The sequence below is a fragment of the Micromonospora sp. NPDC005220 genome, from assembly GCF_040607895.1.
Lineage (GTDB): Bacteria > Actinomycetota > Actinomycetes > Mycobacteriales > Micromonosporaceae > Micromonospora.
The window spans coordinates 1-13,961 of record NZ_JBEXHP010000132.1 but is presented as its reverse complement, the minus strand read 5'-3'; the positions used below and the strand labels follow the sequence as shown (position 1 = coordinate 13,961).

The window sequence follows — 13,961 nt, the reverse complement described above, 5'->3', positions numbered from 1 at the left end:
GGGTGCCGGTGAATCACCGGCACCCCGCTCGACTCCCGGGATGGTTACGACCGGGACTTGTCCTGCTTCCAGGAGAGCGGACCCGGCAGGTCGACCCGGTGCGCACGCGCCTTGGAGTTCCAGGACCAGCGACCGATCTTGATGCTCCACGAGGAGAAGCCGTTCTCGGTGAAGTTCAGAATGATCGGTCCGTACTTCTTACGCTTGCGAAACATGAGGCCCATCGGAGCACTCCCCTCGTCACCGTTCCCTGCCGTGTCGAGATCGAACATTCCCGAACCGGAAACTTTTGAAACCCTCCCGCTGTCCGTCCTGGACGGTGACCACCGCGGCCCGGGCGCGGCGGCTGCCCCGACTCAGCGGGGCTCCCACGCGTCGGGCAGCGCGGTGAGCTTGCGGACGTGCGCGGGCAGTCGACCGCTGACGATCTCGGCGAGGCTCACCTCGTCGACGACCCGCCGCACGGCGGCGCGGACCGCCACCCACAGGCCGGGCAGGTTCTCCGCCGACCCCTCGTACCGGGTCTCCTCCGGGCGCAGGCCGCGCACCCCGGCCAGGGGGCCCTCCACGGCGCGCAGCACCGCGCCGACGGTCACCTCGCGGGGCGGGCGCGCGAGGGTGTAGCCGCCCTCGGCGCCACGTTGGGCGCGGACGATGCCGGCCCGGCGCAGATCCGCCAGGACCGCCTCCAGGAACTTGCGGGGCATGTCCTGCTCCGCGGCGATGGCCTGGGTGGACAGCAGCGAGGGGTACGCGGTGGCGAGGCTCAACGCCGCCCGTACCGCGTAGTCGCCGCGCGCGGAGATCTGCACCCTGCCATCATGCCCGGCCGGTGCCGCCCGGCCCTCCGGCGGGCGGCCCGGGTCTCGTGGCGTGCCCGCTGTTGGCGGATTCGCCGGGGATGCCGATGCGGAACCTGCCACCGTTGGCGCCGGTCGACTCGGCCGGCGGTCGAGGTCGGACCACCCGGCCGGCCGCCGGTTGGTCCCGGGCGGCCCGGAACGCGCCGGGGCTGACCCCGACCTCGCGGGTGAAGAAGCGGCCAAAGTTCGTGGGTTCGGAGAAGCCGAGCCGCCGGCCGATCTGGGCGATCGGCTGGTCCGTGGCGGCGAGTAGCCGGCGGGCCTGCAACGCGACCCGCTCGTCGATGACCTGCTTGGCGCTGCGACCGGTGACGGCCAGGCAGGCCCGGGTCAGGGTGCGCACCGAGCAGCCGAGCTCGGCCGCATAATCCTCCACCCGCCGGGTGTACGGATAGCCGTGCTCCACCTCGCGGCGGAACCGGTGGAACGTCTCGTCCTCCGGTCGGGACGGTGACCGGTCGGTGTGGGCCAGGGCCAGCCGCAGCAGCAGCACGGCCAGCTGATGCCGGAGCAGCACCCGGGCGGTGGGGCCGTCGGGGTGCCGCCGACAGTCCACCGCCAACTGGCTCACCTCGCTGATCACCGCGTCCTCGTCCTCACCGGCCAACTGCCGCCAGGTCGCGGCCGTGGTCAGGTCGACGTCGAAGCCGCGCAGCGCCTCGGTATCCCAGGCGACCACTGTGGCGTCGAACTGGGGGCCGGCGCAGCGCAGCACCTGGCCGGGGCGGACCCGCAGCAGGGTGCCGGGCCGGCACGGCAGCAGGTGAAAGTCGAGCTCCGCGTCGCCGTGCCTACGGGTGGTGAGAATCAGCAGCTCCCGCTCGACGATCACCGGCCGACGCCAGCCCGGGTCACCGGCAAGATCGGCCAGCGCGAACGTGGCTATCTCGTCGGGTACGGAAGACGACGTTCCGATCGATGGCGCGGGGGAGGGATCGGTGGAGACCATCGCCTGCGACGGTAGCCCGAACCGCAGGTCACCGCATCCCGATCGACGCTCGTGGCGGAATCCGCGGTGCGGCACGGGCTTGTCCCCGTCCCGGCGGCCGGGCTACGTTACCCGGCGGTAGCGCCGTCGGTCCGCGGTCCACCCGGCATCCGCCGGCGACCTCGACCGGCCGGCGGCCCCCGCCGACTCGCGATGGGATGGGCATGACGCAGCTGTTCTCGGTCGAAGGTAAGACGGTCCTGGTCACCGGCGGGTCGCGGGGAATCGGGCTGATGATCGCCCAGGGCTTCGTCCGGGCCGGCGCGCACGTGATCATCTCGTCCCGCAAGGCGGACGTCTGCGAGGCGGTCGCGGCAACCCTCTCCGCCGAGGGGCGCTGCGAGGCCATCCCCGCCGACCTCAGCGACGACGCCGGCGCCGAGGCCCTCGCTGCCGCCGTACGCGAGCGCTTCGACCGCCTCGACGTGCTGGTCAACAACGCCGGCGCGACCTGGGGCGCACCGCTGGAGGACTACCCCGAGGCCGCGTTCGACAAGCTCTGGGCGGTCAACGTCAAGGCCGTCTTCCGGCTCACCACCGCGCTGTTGCCGGCGCTGCGCGCCGCCGCCAGCGCCGACGACCCGGCCCGCGTGATCAACATCGGGTCGATCGACGGCATCCGGGTGCCGTTCATGGAGGTGTACGCGTACTCGGCCACCAAGGCGGCCGTGCACATGCTCACCCGCAGCCTGGCCCACCAACTCGCCGGTGAGCAGATCACCGTCAACGCGATCGCGCCCGGCCCGTTCGAGAGCAAGATGATGGCGTTCGCGCTCGACGACCCGGCGAGCCGGGCCGCCATCGAGCAGCAGGTGCCGCTGGGCCGCATCGGACGCCCCGAGGACATGGCCGGCACGGCCATCTACCTCTCGTCACGCGCCGGCGCGTACCTCACCGGCGCGGTCATTCCCGTCGACGGCGGCATCACCACACACGGCTGAGCACCGGCCGACCCCGGGGCGCGCTGTCCGCGTACCCCTGGGGTGTTTGTGCCGGGGCCGCGCGGACTCGGCAGATCCGCGCGGCCCCGGTGTTGCTCTTTTCTCAGCGACCGGCGAGCAGCCGGTTCACCGCCGTGTCGACGTCCAGGTGCTCGGCCTCCCGGCCGCGCGGGACGACGACGTAGGTCCGTCGAAGGAAACGCACCAGGACGCTGCGCGGCACCTCGAAGAGGGCGTTGCCGTCCGGTGACGAGAGGGCCAGCGCGACGAAGTCGCCGCGCGGTGTGGCCCAGGGCCAGACCCGCACATCGCCGATACCGGCCGGCTCGTCCAGGCCGGTGACCAGAAGTTCGCGAGCGAACGACCAACTCACCGCCTCGCCCCCGGCCGATTCGGCATGGAACAGGACATGGACCGCATACGGGTCAGCAGGGTCGTAACGCAGACTGGCACGCACCGGCAAGGCGGTGGCGTCAGGTGCGACGAGCCTTAGCGACGTCTCGACCTCTACGGTCGTCGGTCGGATGACACTCATGGACGTTCTCCCCCCGGCACCGCTGCGGAACGCGCGTGTCCCGCTTTTCCCATACTCAGGTGCTACTCCTGGCTACGCTCCGCCATACGCTGACTTCACCCAGTGGTGGGAAGGGGGACGGAAAGGCCGCGTGAATGTGAGCATTCATGTAGGATTTCCGGTTCTGCCCAGTGCGTGATCCCGCCCGGTATCGGGTGGCTCAGTCGTCGACTTACTCCGGTAACGTCCAGTCGGCCGTTGCAGTGACGGGCCCGAGCGACACTGGGGGGTGAAATGGTGACGAAGCAATCCTCAGTGGATGCGTCGGCGGCGCCCGGCCCGCCGAAAGTCGCGGTCCGATCAGCTGAAAAGCGGGGGTACGGAGTGCCGATGGAGCAGCCCGAACGGGCCGGTCGGCCGGCGTCCGACGCCGGTCGTTCCGGAGGCGATGGCGCCGGTCGCGGTGGCGGCGCCGCCGTCGGTCGTGGTGGCGGTACCGGGGCTGGTGGCGATAGCGGTGCCGGTGCTGGTCCGGGCGGCGGTGCCGGTGCTGGTGGTGGTGGCGGGATAGCCGTGCAGGAGCGACCGCGCCGCCCCCGTTGGCGCGAGCGGATCTCGCTGACCCTCGACCTCATCCGCGCCAACCCCACCGGCCGGATCGCACTCAAGATCTTCATCGCGGTCGCCGGGGCGCTGGTGGTGACCATCGGCATCGCCCTCATCCCGCTCCCCGGGCCGGGCTGGCTGCTGGTGATCGCCGGCCTGGGCATCTGGGCCGTCGAATACCACTGGGCCCGCCGGCTGCTCGGCTTCACCCGCCGCCATGTCCACGGCTGGACACTCTGGGTGACGAGACAGTCGCTGCTGGTGCGAATCGTGCTCGGCTCCGTCGGCCTGGTCTTCGTGGCCACGGTGGTCTGGCTGTCCCTCAAGTACAGCCTCGGCATCGACGTGGTGGCCGAAGCGATGCGGTACCTCGCGACGCGCTGACCCCGGATTTCCGGTCCGGTTCCACGATCGGGTAGAGTCAGTGGCGCTGAGGGCGATTAGCTCAGTGGGAGAGCGCTTCGTTCACACCGAAGAGGTCGCTGGTTCGATACCAGCATCGCCCACTCTCAGTTTCTGCAGGTCAGAAGCCCGTTGCCGGAGTAGCCGGTAACGGGCTTCGCCGTATGTGCTGCTTACATTGGGAGCAGATTGGGAGCAGCGCGGCTGGTTCTGGGTTCGGATCGCCATGAACCGCCCGGCTGAGTGACCTGATGTGCGGCCCCGAACGGGCCTGGTGGGCTGGTTGAGGAGTTGGGCCAACCACTGCCGGTGCCGCGTGGCGAGAGGGTGCCTCGGGGTTATGGCTCATCGGTTGACCCGTGGCCGTGGGCCCGATGGTTGGCCCATTCGCCGGTCCACATTGCGAGGTCGTGTACCCAGGTCTCCGTGCTCTGCCGGGACTTGGCCGCCCGTTTCGTTGCGTTCCGTGACGCGAAGTGGTCCAGGACCCGAGGGTCAGTCGCAGTCCATGCGGGAAGCTGCGCTAACCACTCTTCCGCCTGTTCGGCGCTGTGGCCGCTGCCGATCAGCCACTGGACGAGCAACGCGAGTCTTGACACCTTCCGCAGTCGGATCCCGAGATCTATCGTTCGGTGAATGTCGCCATCGACATGCTCGCCGAGATCGGGCCAGGTCTGGGACGCCCGCTGGTCGACACGGTGCAGGGTTCGAGGGCGCCCGATCTACGCTTCGGCCGTCAGTCCGAGGTCCGGATCTGTTCCAGGCGCGTCAGAGGTTCCTGGAGGTACTCCATGAGCTCCCGCAGCGCGTCCTTCTCCGCCGTGGTGATCACAACGTCCTCCTCCCACAGGGCGCCGACGAGCGTCGTGATCGCCAGGTCCCAGGCCCCGGCGCCGGCGGCGTTCAGGACGATCGGCCGGTACCTCGGGCTGATCCTGGGTGCGAGCTGGTCGGTGATCTGGCGGCTGTACCAGTAGTATTCGTTGACTTCCATGGGTCTCCCGTGGGTTCGGTGGCTAGGTCGGCCGCTTGGGCGGCGGGTTGGTGGTGACGCCCTCGCCGCTGAGGGGGTGGCCGCCGGAGATGCTGCCGTCCTTGTCCAGGGTAACGACGCAGGTGATGCCGTCGCGGGTGCCGGTGACGACCCAGCCGTCGCCGCCGGGACGTGGCTGAGGGCGGCTGTCGGGGTTGGCGGCGATGCTCTTGAACCAGCCCTCGACCTGCTCCTTGGTGGTGCCGGGCGGGAAGAGCGTCTTGCCGGGCTCGGTGGACGAGGGCTTGTGGTCGCCATTACCCTTCCCGTCGCCGTCCCAGATCTTGTCCATCGCCCCGTCGCCCATCTGACCGAAGCGGTGCATGTCGTACTTGGCGTCGGTGAACTCGGGGTCGTCCCAGGGGTTGGTCCTCTTGGGTACTTCGGGCTCGGATGTGTCGGCGCCCTTCGGGCGGCCCTCCTCGGCGCGCTTGATGCCGTGCTGCTGGGCTGCTCCCACGCGCTTGGGCATCATTCCGGGGTTGAACTTGGGACGCTTGGGGCCATCGCCGTCACCGCCGTGCGGTGGGGTGGGGCCTGAGGGGTGCTTGTTGTGCAGGCCCGCCACGGCGAACAGGACCACCAGGACGGCGGTGGTCCGCAGAGCCGCCATGAGTTGTCGCATCGAGGGCCGCCTAGACGTCGAGGAGTGCGCGGAGGGCGGAGAGGCTGCTGATCAGGCCCATCAGCCAGCCGAAGATGCGGCCGGTCCAGCGGACGACGGCGATTGCGAGCTGGGAGGCGACCAGCGGTGTGGCGACGCCGAGAGAGAAGACCACCTCGGCCAGCCACACCACGACCTTGGCGATGCAGTCGGCGATGAAGGCGCGCACGACCTCCCGCACTATCTGCACCACGGTTCCCGCGCCACGGGTCGCGGCACCCATGCCGGCGGCCGTGCCCGCGAAGATCCCGGCGACGTCGATGTTGATGGTGAGGATGTCGCGGTAGGCGTCGGCGGCAGCGCCCTGCCATCCGTCGAGGTCGCCGACCAGCCGCGCCTTGAGGTCCTCGGCGATGGAGAACAGCTCACTGGCCATGTTGTCCCAGGTCATGGCGTGCGTCTCGATGGTCTCGGGATCACCGGCGAGCCAGTCGAGTGCCTGCTTCAGTGGCTCGACCTGCTCGATGGCCCACTCGATGCCCATCGACAGGAGCGTGCTGAACGGGTCGATGGCGATGGCCGCCCCGTCGAGAGCGGCGCCCAAGCCCGCGATTGAGCCGTCGATCCAGCTGCCGGAGTCGATGGCGTCCTTGATGCCCATGTAGTCGTCGGCGAGCGGCAGGCCGGTCCAGCCGTCGCGGTGGGCGGCGCTGGTCGAAGGGATGTCGGAGGTCGTGGCGACCAGTGGGTTGCTCATGAGAGGACGCCGGGCCGGCTCAGGTCGCGGAGTGGAAGGAGTTGAAGCCGTCGGTGGTCGACTCCTCGGTCCGCTCGTAGGCGTCGACGTTTTTCTTGATTCCCGCGGCGAGCAGCGCGATGTTCTCGGCGAGCATATCCACGCCCCTGTCCTGGTCCCGGTGGCGTCCCTCCAGGATGGGCGGCAAGAACTGGCAGAGCTGCCCGTAGGCATCGTCGGCCTGGAAGATGGTGCCGCTCGCGGCCTTGACGGCGGCGAAGCGGTCGTGGATGGCCAACATGGCCGCGGCGTGCGCGCGCAGGGCCTCGACGTCGACCTCGAACCCCCCGTGCATCAGTAACGCCCCTCTTCGTCCTCGGTGTCGGCGGTCCGGAATCCGGCCAGCAGGGCCCGGCCGGTCGCCGAGTCGGCGCCGACCGTCTCCCGCACGACCTCGGCGGCGGCCTCGGCGAGCTTGACCCGAGCATTGCGATAGGCGCCCATGATCGCCTGCTGCGTCTGCTCCAGGCTCACGCGCTGCACCCGCGCGGAGAGCCGGACGTCGGCCATCGCCCCCGTGGAGTCGACGGTGACCTCGACGATCCCGTGGGCGTCGGTGGCCGCGACCCGCAGCGCGCGCAAGCCGGCAGCGGCGGCCTGCGTGTCGGCGGCCCGACGCACGGCATTGGCCTGCCATGCCTCCAGGCGTTCCCGCGCATCCTCGGCGTCCAACAGCGGATTAGCCATCGCGCCTCCGTTTCCGTTGCCGAGCAGGGGCATTTAGAGACGTCAGTGTAGCCACGGCCCGCCACACCAGGTTGCCGAGCGAATGCGGCGTGATCTGGTCAATCTGGATCTCGGCCTGCTCGACCTGGCGGCGGTCAAGGAGCTGTGTGGACGGCTCGTGCCGGGCGCGTTCTATGCGTACCTGGACCTCTTACGGCTGACCGATCGACACGCGCAGCCGTTGCTTGAGGGGGTGGTTTGTGACTTCTTTCCGCTTTGCGGTTGCCTGGTCTTTGCCGACCCGTAGCCAATGCGGTCAAGTCGCGTTAGGACGGTCGTGAGTGGACAAAAGGCGTATCCGAGTGACGTGACCGATGAGCAGTGGGCGGTGGTCGGACCCTTCCTGCAGGCGTGGAAAGACCGACATCCGTCGGTGTCTGGGCATCAGGGCCGCTACGAGCTGCGGGAGATCGTGAATTCGATCTTCTACCAGAACCGGACCGGTTGTCAGCGGGCGTACCTGCCGCACGATCTGCCGCCGAAGTCCGCGAGGTACTACTACTCTGCCCGGTGGCGCGATGACGGCACCGATCAGGTGATTCATGATCTGCTGCGCTGTCAGGCGCGGGAGAAGGCGGGACGGGCGGAGGACCCGACCGCGGTGGTGTTGGAGACCCAGTCGATCCGGGCAGCCATCCACGTCCCGGCCGCGACGACCGGCAAGGACGCCGGCAAGCGGGTGCCGGGCAGGACCTTAAGCACCCGCGTGCTGCCCTCGAACTCTGCCGCGACACCCAAGTACAAGGCCACGAAGTCGCCCTTGATCAACCGTGTGGCAGGGACGCCCACAGGTGGGAGAGGTTGCGCCGCGATGTCGAGTGTTCGAAGTTCAATCACCCGCTCCAGACAGTTCGCGAGATCCACGATCCGGCACTGTAGGTCAGCATCCCTCGCAGCGGCGCCCCGCGCCACGGGCAGCAGCCGGACTCTCGTGGGTACCGCCCGCGGTTCGATGACGACAGGACCAAGTCGTGTCTTAACTCCCGGGTGCCTGATCTTCTGCGCCACCTGGCCGGCGTCAATGGCGCCGTGCGTCCGCACAGCGATGGCCTGAGCGAGTGGGCCGCGTTCAGGATTGCTGACCCCGCTTGCGCAACGGCCGAGCTTGGTCGACACCGCACCAGGCCCGGCCGCTGCGTCACGCGGCTAGGAAATGTTCCAGCGCCGGTTCCAGTTCATGCTGCAGGTCCATACCTGCAGTGGTGCGCCGTTGTCGTAGCTGAAATCCTTGACGCCGAGGCACTTCTTGCTCGTCATGTTGACGAGTTGCAGCCAGGGGTCACCCGGCGTCGCCGGAGCCGCGATCCATTCCTGCGGATTCGCATGCTTCAGCCTCCGTGCTCGTGTGGTGCACCGACCGTGTAGAGAAGTGTGGCGAGCGACAGGAGCGCCACAATGATGCGGATTCTCATGCCGGCCCCTCAGCTTCCCTCTGTCATTGGTGCGCCGATGGTGTAGAGCAGCAGGGCCAGCGACGCCAACGTGAGCATCGCGTAGGCGGCCTGGCGCCAGACGGTGGACATGGTCATGTTTCACCTCCCGTGATGTGCTGGGATACCGGATCGGGTTGGTCGTGGCGGCGGCGCATCGCGAGCGCCGTGAGCGCGACGGTCCCGGCGCCGATGAGCACGTCGCCGGGACTGACGAGCTTCTTCAACGGCCTGACCGGGATCGTGTCACCGAGGAACGCGAACCGGGTCGCATCGTCCGCGGGTTCGTTCTTGGGCGTGGTGAGATCCGGCCGTAGGCCGACCGCCTCGGCCCTGCTCGGCTGGTACGGCATGCGTCCGTTGAGGGCGACGGCCACTCCATTGGCGAGCGCACCTACCGTGATGGCGACGCCAGCGACGCGGATCGCGAGCGGCCATCTGGGAAGGTTCATGGCCAGCCACCACAGGACCAGGCCGAATACGACGACCAGCGTGCCGGGATGCCGCAGGGCAGCCACGTGGTACTGCGCCGCCTGGACGACGGCGGCCAGCCACAGGAGCCACACGGCCGAGAGTCGGATGCTCCGCAAGCCGGCGATTCGACCCCCGCTGGCGTAGCCGACAATGACACCCAACGTCGGCGGTGCGATGAGCAAGATCAGACTGTGGATCGACATGGCACCACCGTGTGGGCCTCGACTGCCCTGAGTCCGGTCATTTGCGGTCCCTCTCGTGGAGTTCCCCTCGACAGACTAAGTGCAGTGTGGATTGCCGGATCTGATCGCGGCATGGTTCTTCCGTCCATCGGTTCACTGATGATCAGGCTTCACGCGGGGGCCAGCCAGTTGCGCGTGTATCTCACAGTGCATCGAGCCCCCATCGCGACATCGGATGTCGTATCCGTCGTCGCCGTTGGCGCTCGGAGACTTCTCACTGACGCCGATGATGTGCTGTATGCCGAAGCGGACCGGCAACGGCGCAGGTAGGCGCCGACGGGTGGGATAGTGCCGGACGCCGGTCCGTCCGGCGTCGGTCAGGACAGGGCTGTCCGGGACCAGTCCGCGAGTTGTGCGACCAGGCCTTGGAGTCTTCGTAGTGCCAATTCTCCTGAGCTGTCACGGCCGTACTGTGGATGGCCGAACGTGCCGTCGCGGATCACGCGGCCGAGAGCAAGTGGCGCGAACCAGCAGTATTTTGCCGCGCCACAGGCAGCAATCGCGTGGCGGACGGTGTCCGGGGCGCCGTGCCAGCCACCATCGTGGAGGCCGGTGATGTACTCCTCGGTAACGGCGGCGGCGATGTCGGGGAGCAGGGCAGCGTCCATTAGTCCGTCGGCAACGCTGTCCACGATGAGGTTGGCGGCATCTTCGCCGATACCGCCTTCGCCGGTGAACGCCCAATCCATCAGCACGGTGCTCGCGTCGTCCTCGACGAGGTTGCTCGGCCAGACATCCAGGTGGCAGACCGTTCGAGGGGTGGCTTCGGCGACGGCGAGGATCGCATGCCGTTGAGCCCAGAGCTGTCGGAGTTGATCGCGTACGGTGTCCGGCCAGGCTGCGGCTACTGCGTGGTTCCAGTGCTCGTCGCCGCTGATCCAGACGCCACAGCCGGGTCCCTTGGCCTGGTACTGAGCGAGCCAGCGGCGCGACAGCCAGGGCAGGTCCGGCACCCGACCAACCCACCGCGCCTGCGCCGCACCCAACTGCCGCGCGAAGCGCGCCAGCCGTGGCACCGGCCATGACATTCCGGGCGCACCCTTGGCGTCCGCCAACCACAACTCGATTGCGCCGTCAGGCCGCTGACTGATCTCCAACAGTGCAGGAGCCGCGATGCCAGCGTCGGCGTAGACGCTGGCTGCGAATCCGGTGGTGTAGGCGAGCACCTCTCGCTGCCAGTAGTTCCAGTGGGTGGGTTCGTCGCTGGTCTGCCAAGCGGGAGAGCCGACAGGTTCGGACGTAGGTGGCCTGGCGACCTTGAGCACGGCGCTGCCGGCTGGACCCTGTACCCGCCAGATTCCGCCGGTCGCGGCGTTGCCCTCGTTGTGCATCAGGGCATCCACCCGCACTCTTCAAAGCTTGGTGAGCTGCGCGCTGGTGAGTAGACACCCAACCCACGGACGCGGAGTGCTTGAAAAGGGTGGCGCGTGCAGGGCGGTGATTGGGTAGCGTCCCGGGCGTGATCGAGCTTGTCGACCGGCATACGGTTCTCGCCGTTGTGGTCGGGTCGCGGGCGTACGGCTTGCATGGCCTTGCCTCCGACTACGACCGGCGTGGTGTCTATGTGGCGCCCACGCGGGCGTTCTGGCACCTCGACAAGCCGCCCACTCACCTCGACGGTCCGGCGGTGGAGCAGTTCTCCTGGGAGTTCGAACGCTTCTGCGTCCTGGCCCTGCAGGGCAACCCGACGGTCCTGGAGGTGCTCTGGTCCCCACTGGTCGAGACGATCACCGCCGACGGAGAAAGGTTGCTGGCAGCACGGCAGGCGTTCCTGTCGAGGCGGGTGGCTGAGACCTACGGCAACTACGCGCGGGATCAGCTCAACCGGGTGGCGGCCCGCCGCGAGCGGACCGGCGAGACGAATCACAAGCAGGCCATGCATATGATCCGGCTGCTGATCGCCGGGGCGCATGTGCTGCGTACCGGGGAGGTGCTGGTCGACGTTCGTCACCTGCGCGACCGGCTGCTCGCGGTGCGGCGCGGCGAGTTGTCCTGGGATGAGGTCGCCGCCTGGGCGGCGGACCTACTTGGCGAGCTTGCCGACGCGGCGGGCACCACTACGCTGCCCGAACAGCCCGACCGGGTTGAGGTGGATCGGCTGCTCACCACCGTACGGGAGAGGAACCTGAAGTGACCACCGAGGTGCCGCCGTGGGCTGCCGAGGTAGCCCACGGCCTGCCCCGTCCGCTGTTGTTCGCCACCGTTAGCGGCGCGCATCTGTACGGCTTCGCGTCCATCGACTCCGATCTGGATCTGCGGGCCGTGCATCTGCTGCCGGCCGAGGAGGTTGTCGGGCTGCGCACCGGTCCGCAGACGTTGCAGCACATGGGCATGCACGACGGCGTCGAGTTGGACGTGGTCAGCCATGATCTGCTGAAGTTCGTCAAACTGTTGAACAGTCGCAACGGGTACGTTCTGGAGCAGTTGCTGTCGCCGCTGGTGGTCGTGACCACTGCGGTGCACGCCGAACTTGTCTCTCTGGCTCCGCTACTGGTCACTCGTCACCATGCGCACCACTACCTCGGTTTCGCGGCCACCCAGGAGAAGTTGTACGCCAAGACCGGGCAGCTCAAGCCTGCGCTGTACACGCTGCGGGTCCTGCTCACCGGGATCCACCTCATGCGAACCGGCCGCGTAGAGACGAACCTTGGCGTGCTCGGAACGAGGTTGTCCTACATACCGGATCTCATTGCCGCCAAGCGAGAGGCCGAGCATGGCCCGCTCCCCGCAGGTGTTGCAGGGTGGCTCGCTACCGACGTGTCGCGGCTGCGCGCCGAGCTGGAGACGGCCCGGGACATCTCGGCGTTGCCCGCGCGCGTAGATCCGGCAGCCGTGGACGCCCTGCACGACCTGGTGGTGCGTACCCGACTGCACGGGCTCCCCAGCCAGCATCGTGAGTCAGCGGGCTGAGCTCCGCCGCGGGCCCCTCATCTGAAACACCGATCTCATGCGCAACGTCCTGAGCAGGCCCCTCGGGCTGAGGACGTTATTGGCGGCACCGAAGGCGTCAGCATTGGAGTCCCCGCGCGGAGTGCTCGCCGTCGCTGTCGCCTCCGTGGCTACCGGCTCCAGCGTGAGTACTCGGCGTGCAGTGCGGTGTGAGTCCGGCGTTTGTCGAGGAGGCTCCGAGATTCGGGCTTGTGAGCCGTTCCTACCGTGGGTTGGCCTTCGTGCATGGTGATCGTCATGCCCGGCTGGAGGTGACGCCAGAGGGCTGGGGACAGTGGGCCCAGGCGGACCGACCCGGTGGCGCCTGGTGGCTACGCCCAGGGTGGGATGAATCGGCCGATGTAGTCGCGGGCACGGGGGCGCGGGTCATGCCAGTACTGGGTCGGCATGCGGTGGTGGTGCTGCTGGCAGAATTTAGCGAGACCTTCTGTGATCGTGAGGCGCTCTAGCGGCTGGCCTTCGAAGTCCGCGTTGACCGCCAGCAGTTGAAGCTCGGGATTCCAGCCTGAGTGGTCAAACGCCCAGCCATCCCAGGTCGCGTAGGTGTGGAAGACCTGCCGCTGGCCCGGGAGCCGCGATGCGGCTATCTCGATGGATTTGTTCGGAAAGGAATCCCGGCAGACCCAGGCGAGGACGTGACAGGCGCCGGCAGCGAAGAAGGCTTGGTCCGTCCGGTCCCACGCGATCCGCTGGTCTGATCGCTCGATCGGCGTCCGACGAAACGCTCCCGCTGCTCTGGCTGCCACAGTCCGGACGGTAGTGGATCAGCTGACCCATTCGTTCACGCCGGCGTCAGGGAGTCGCGATGAGATGAAGATGCCTTTCTTGCTTCAGGCGGCGAAGTAGCTGTAGACCGTCGGGTGGGGTGGGAAGTCGTGGGGTAGGTAGCGCCAGGCGATGCCGGTGCCGTTGACGTACAGGATCGCGTTGAAGATCTCGCGCAGGTCGTGGGTGAGGGTGCGGCCGCTGACGCCGGCGTCGGTGCGGGCCTGTCGCCAGGCTGCCAGGCGGGTGCGATCACGGCCCATCGGGCGTCGGACAGGTCGGACGGATAGGCGCGTCGCGCGGTCATGATTCAGGCGTACGGTGCCTGGGTGTCGGATCGACGGACCTCATGTACGTCGATGTCGGGGTGAAAGTGAATCAGACACGATCGCGGGTTGAAATGCTCTGAATCTGGTCACCGTGGAGCTGGCCAGGATGTGCGCCTTCCGGGTCAGGTAAGGCATATTGCCCTGACGAGGTCGGGGCGTAAATCAGTCGCTACTGACGCGAACGCGAAACAAACGTCCAGTTAGTACTCCAACGTCACTTGGCTTTGGCGTTGGGCGTGGCGTGGGCATGGAGACGGCCACCGCGTCGATCATCGATGGTTTGTGAGGACAACCGAAGA

General features: G+C 68.1%; 19 protein-coding genes, 1 tRNA gene and 2 pseudogenes. 8 read left to right on the top strand and 14 right to left on the bottom strand.

All coding sequences use genetic code 11. The features are described from left to right. Positions 1-44 precede the first annotated feature (44 nt). The 3 genes from ABZU52_RS28840 to ABZU52_RS28830 all read right to left on the bottom strand — a co-directional run bounded on the left by ABZU52_RS28840 (position 45) and on the right by ABZU52_RS28830 (position 1,812). On the bottom strand, positions 45-224 hold the full coding sequence (locus ABZU52_RS28840; RefSeq protein ID WP_030333600.1) for a DUF4236 domain-containing protein: 180 nt from the start codon (positions 222-224) through the stop codon (positions 45-47). 132 nt (positions 225-356) lie between these two features. Next, a complete protein-coding gene (locus ABZU52_RS28835; protein WP_030333674.1) occupies positions 357-812 on the bottom strand; it encodes an Rrf2 family transcriptional regulator in 456 nt (151 codons plus the stop codon). Positions 813-819: 7 nt separating this feature from the next. Then, positions 820-1,812, bottom strand: a complete 993-nt coding sequence (locus ABZU52_RS28830; protein WP_354974099.1) for an AraC family transcriptional regulator — start codon at positions 1,810-1,812, stop codon at positions 820-822. A gap of 203 nt (positions 1,813-2,015) precedes the next feature. Between ABZU52_RS28830 and ABZU52_RS28825 the strand changes: the two genes are divergently transcribed. Then, on the top strand, positions 2,016-2,792 hold the full coding sequence (locus ABZU52_RS28825; RefSeq protein ID WP_354974098.1) for a glucose 1-dehydrogenase: 777 nt from the start codon (positions 2,016-2,018) through the stop codon (positions 2,790-2,792). Positions 2,793-2,895: 103 nt separating this feature from the next. Here ABZU52_RS28825 and ABZU52_RS28820 read toward each other — a convergent pair whose 3' ends face one another. Beyond that, positions 2,896-3,327: an SsgA family sporulation/cell division regulator gene (locus ABZU52_RS28820; protein ID WP_007457244.1), complete on the bottom strand. Its 432-nt coding sequence runs from the start codon at positions 3,325-3,327 to the stop codon at positions 2,896-2,898. Positions 3,328-3,754: 427 nt separating this feature from the next. Between ABZU52_RS28820 and ABZU52_RS28815 the strand changes: the two genes are divergently transcribed. The 3 genes from ABZU52_RS28815 to ABZU52_RS28805 all read left to right on the top strand — a co-directional run bounded on the left by ABZU52_RS28815 (position 3,755) and on the right by ABZU52_RS28805 (position 4,418). Further along, positions 3,755-3,877, top strand: coding sequence for a hypothetical protein (locus ABZU52_RS28815; RefSeq protein ID WP_354974103.1), 123 nt, complete (start codon positions 3,755-3,757; stop codon positions 3,875-3,877). Beyond that, complete coding sequence (locus ABZU52_RS28810; RefSeq protein WP_354974101.1) at positions 3,874-4,296, top strand: TIGR02611 family protein; 423 nt, start codon at positions 3,874-3,876, stop codon at positions 4,294-4,296. Before ABZU52_RS28815 ends, ABZU52_RS28810 begins: the two co-directional genes overlap by 4 nt. A gap of 50 nt (positions 4,297-4,346) precedes the next feature. Next, positions 4,347-4,418 (top strand) — tRNA-Val (locus ABZU52_RS28805). 632 nt (positions 4,419-5,050) lie between these two features. Here the strand turns inward: ABZU52_RS28805 and ABZU52_RS28800 are convergent. From ABZU52_RS28800 to ABZU52_RS28780, 5 genes are read right to left on the bottom strand one after another with little or no spacing between them, the layout of a single operon-like run. Next, a complete protein-coding gene (locus ABZU52_RS28800; protein ID WP_354974102.1) occupies positions 5,051-5,308 on the bottom strand; it encodes a hypothetical protein in 258 nt (85 codons plus the stop codon). Between the two features lie 22 nt (positions 5,309-5,330). Continuing rightward, positions 5,331-5,972, bottom strand: a complete 642-nt coding sequence (locus ABZU52_RS28795) for an EndoU domain-containing protein (RefSeq protein ID WP_354974097.1) — start codon at positions 5,970-5,972, stop codon at positions 5,331-5,333. Positions 5,973-5,982: 10 nt separating this feature from the next. Further along, entirely contained in the window at positions 5,983-6,708 is a 726-nt protein-coding gene (locus tag ABZU52_RS28790) for a hypothetical protein (protein WP_354974096.1), read from the bottom strand. Positions 6,709-6,727: 19 nt separating this feature from the next. Next, positions 6,728-7,042: a hypothetical protein gene (locus ABZU52_RS28785; RefSeq protein ID WP_354974095.1), complete on the bottom strand. Its 315-nt coding sequence runs from the start codon at positions 7,040-7,042 to the stop codon at positions 6,728-6,730. Beyond that, positions 7,042-7,434, bottom strand: a complete 393-nt coding sequence (locus ABZU52_RS28780; protein ID WP_088951008.1) for a YbaB/EbfC family nucleoid-associated protein — start codon at positions 7,432-7,434, stop codon at positions 7,042-7,044. Before ABZU52_RS28780 ends, ABZU52_RS28785 begins: the two co-directional genes overlap by 1 nt. Positions 7,435-7,516: 82 nt before the next feature. Here ABZU52_RS28780 and ABZU52_RS28775 point away from each other — a divergent pair, with 82 nt between their 5' ends. Together ABZU52_RS28775 and ABZU52_RS28770 are read left to right on the top strand one after the other, a co-directional pair. After that, positions 7,517-7,720 carry a hypothetical protein gene (locus ABZU52_RS28775; protein WP_354974094.1) on the top strand — a complete coding sequence of 68 codons (204 nt, stop codon included), beginning with the start codon at positions 7,517-7,519 and terminating at the stop codon, positions 7,718-7,720. 30 nt (positions 7,721-7,750) lie between these two features. Beyond that, positions 7,751-8,164 (top strand): annotated as a pseudogene (locus tag ABZU52_RS28770) (transposase); the annotation flags it as partial. A gap of 455 nt (positions 8,165-8,619) precedes the next feature. On the opposite strand, the gene ABZU52_RS28765 reads toward ABZU52_RS28770, so the two are convergent. From ABZU52_RS28765 to ABZU52_RS28755, 3 genes are all read right to left on the bottom strand, one after another. Further along, positions 8,620-8,778, bottom strand: coding sequence for an RICIN domain-containing protein (locus tag ABZU52_RS28765; protein ID WP_354974100.1), 159 nt, complete (start codon positions 8,776-8,778; stop codon positions 8,620-8,622). A 220-nt stretch (positions 8,779-8,998) separates the two neighbouring features. After that, the gene (locus ABZU52_RS28760) at positions 8,999-9,580 is read right to left on the bottom strand and encodes a DUF5317 family protein (protein ID WP_354974093.1); all 582 of its coding nucleotides are present in this window, start codon (positions 9,578-9,580) and stop codon (positions 8,999-9,001) included. A gap of 356 nt (positions 9,581-9,936) precedes the next feature. After that, the gene (locus tag ABZU52_RS28755) at positions 9,937-10,962 is read right to left on the bottom strand and encodes a hypothetical protein (protein WP_354974092.1); all 1,026 of its coding nucleotides are present in this window, start codon (positions 10,960-10,962) and stop codon (positions 9,937-9,939) included. A 116-nt stretch (positions 10,963-11,078) separates the two neighbouring features. Here ABZU52_RS28755 and ABZU52_RS28750 point away from each other — a divergent pair, with 116 nt between their 5' ends. Beyond that, positions 11,079-11,753 (top strand): nucleotidyltransferase domain-containing protein, encoded by a 675-nt coding sequence (locus ABZU52_RS28750; RefSeq protein ID WP_354974091.1) that lies wholly within the window; start codon positions 11,079-11,081, stop codon positions 11,751-11,753. Next, the gene (locus ABZU52_RS28745; protein ID WP_354974090.1) at positions 11,750-12,529 is read left to right on the top strand and encodes a nucleotidyltransferase domain-containing protein; all 780 of its coding nucleotides are present in this window, start codon (positions 11,750-11,752) and stop codon (positions 12,527-12,529) included. Before ABZU52_RS28750 ends, ABZU52_RS28745 begins: the two co-directional genes overlap by 4 nt. Before the next feature lie 350 nt (positions 12,530-12,879). Here ABZU52_RS28745 and ABZU52_RS28740 read toward each other — a convergent pair whose 3' ends face one another. Together ABZU52_RS28740 and ABZU52_RS28735 are read right to left on the bottom strand one after the other, a co-directional pair. Beyond that, positions 12,880-13,314, bottom strand: a complete 435-nt coding sequence (locus ABZU52_RS28740; protein ID WP_354974089.1) for a hypothetical protein — start codon at positions 13,312-13,314, stop codon at positions 12,880-12,882. Positions 13,315-13,401: 87 nt separating this feature from the next. Then, positions 13,402-13,640, bottom strand: a pseudogene (locus ABZU52_RS28735) (transposase); the annotation flags it as partial. Positions 13,641-13,961 lie beyond the last annotated feature (321 nt).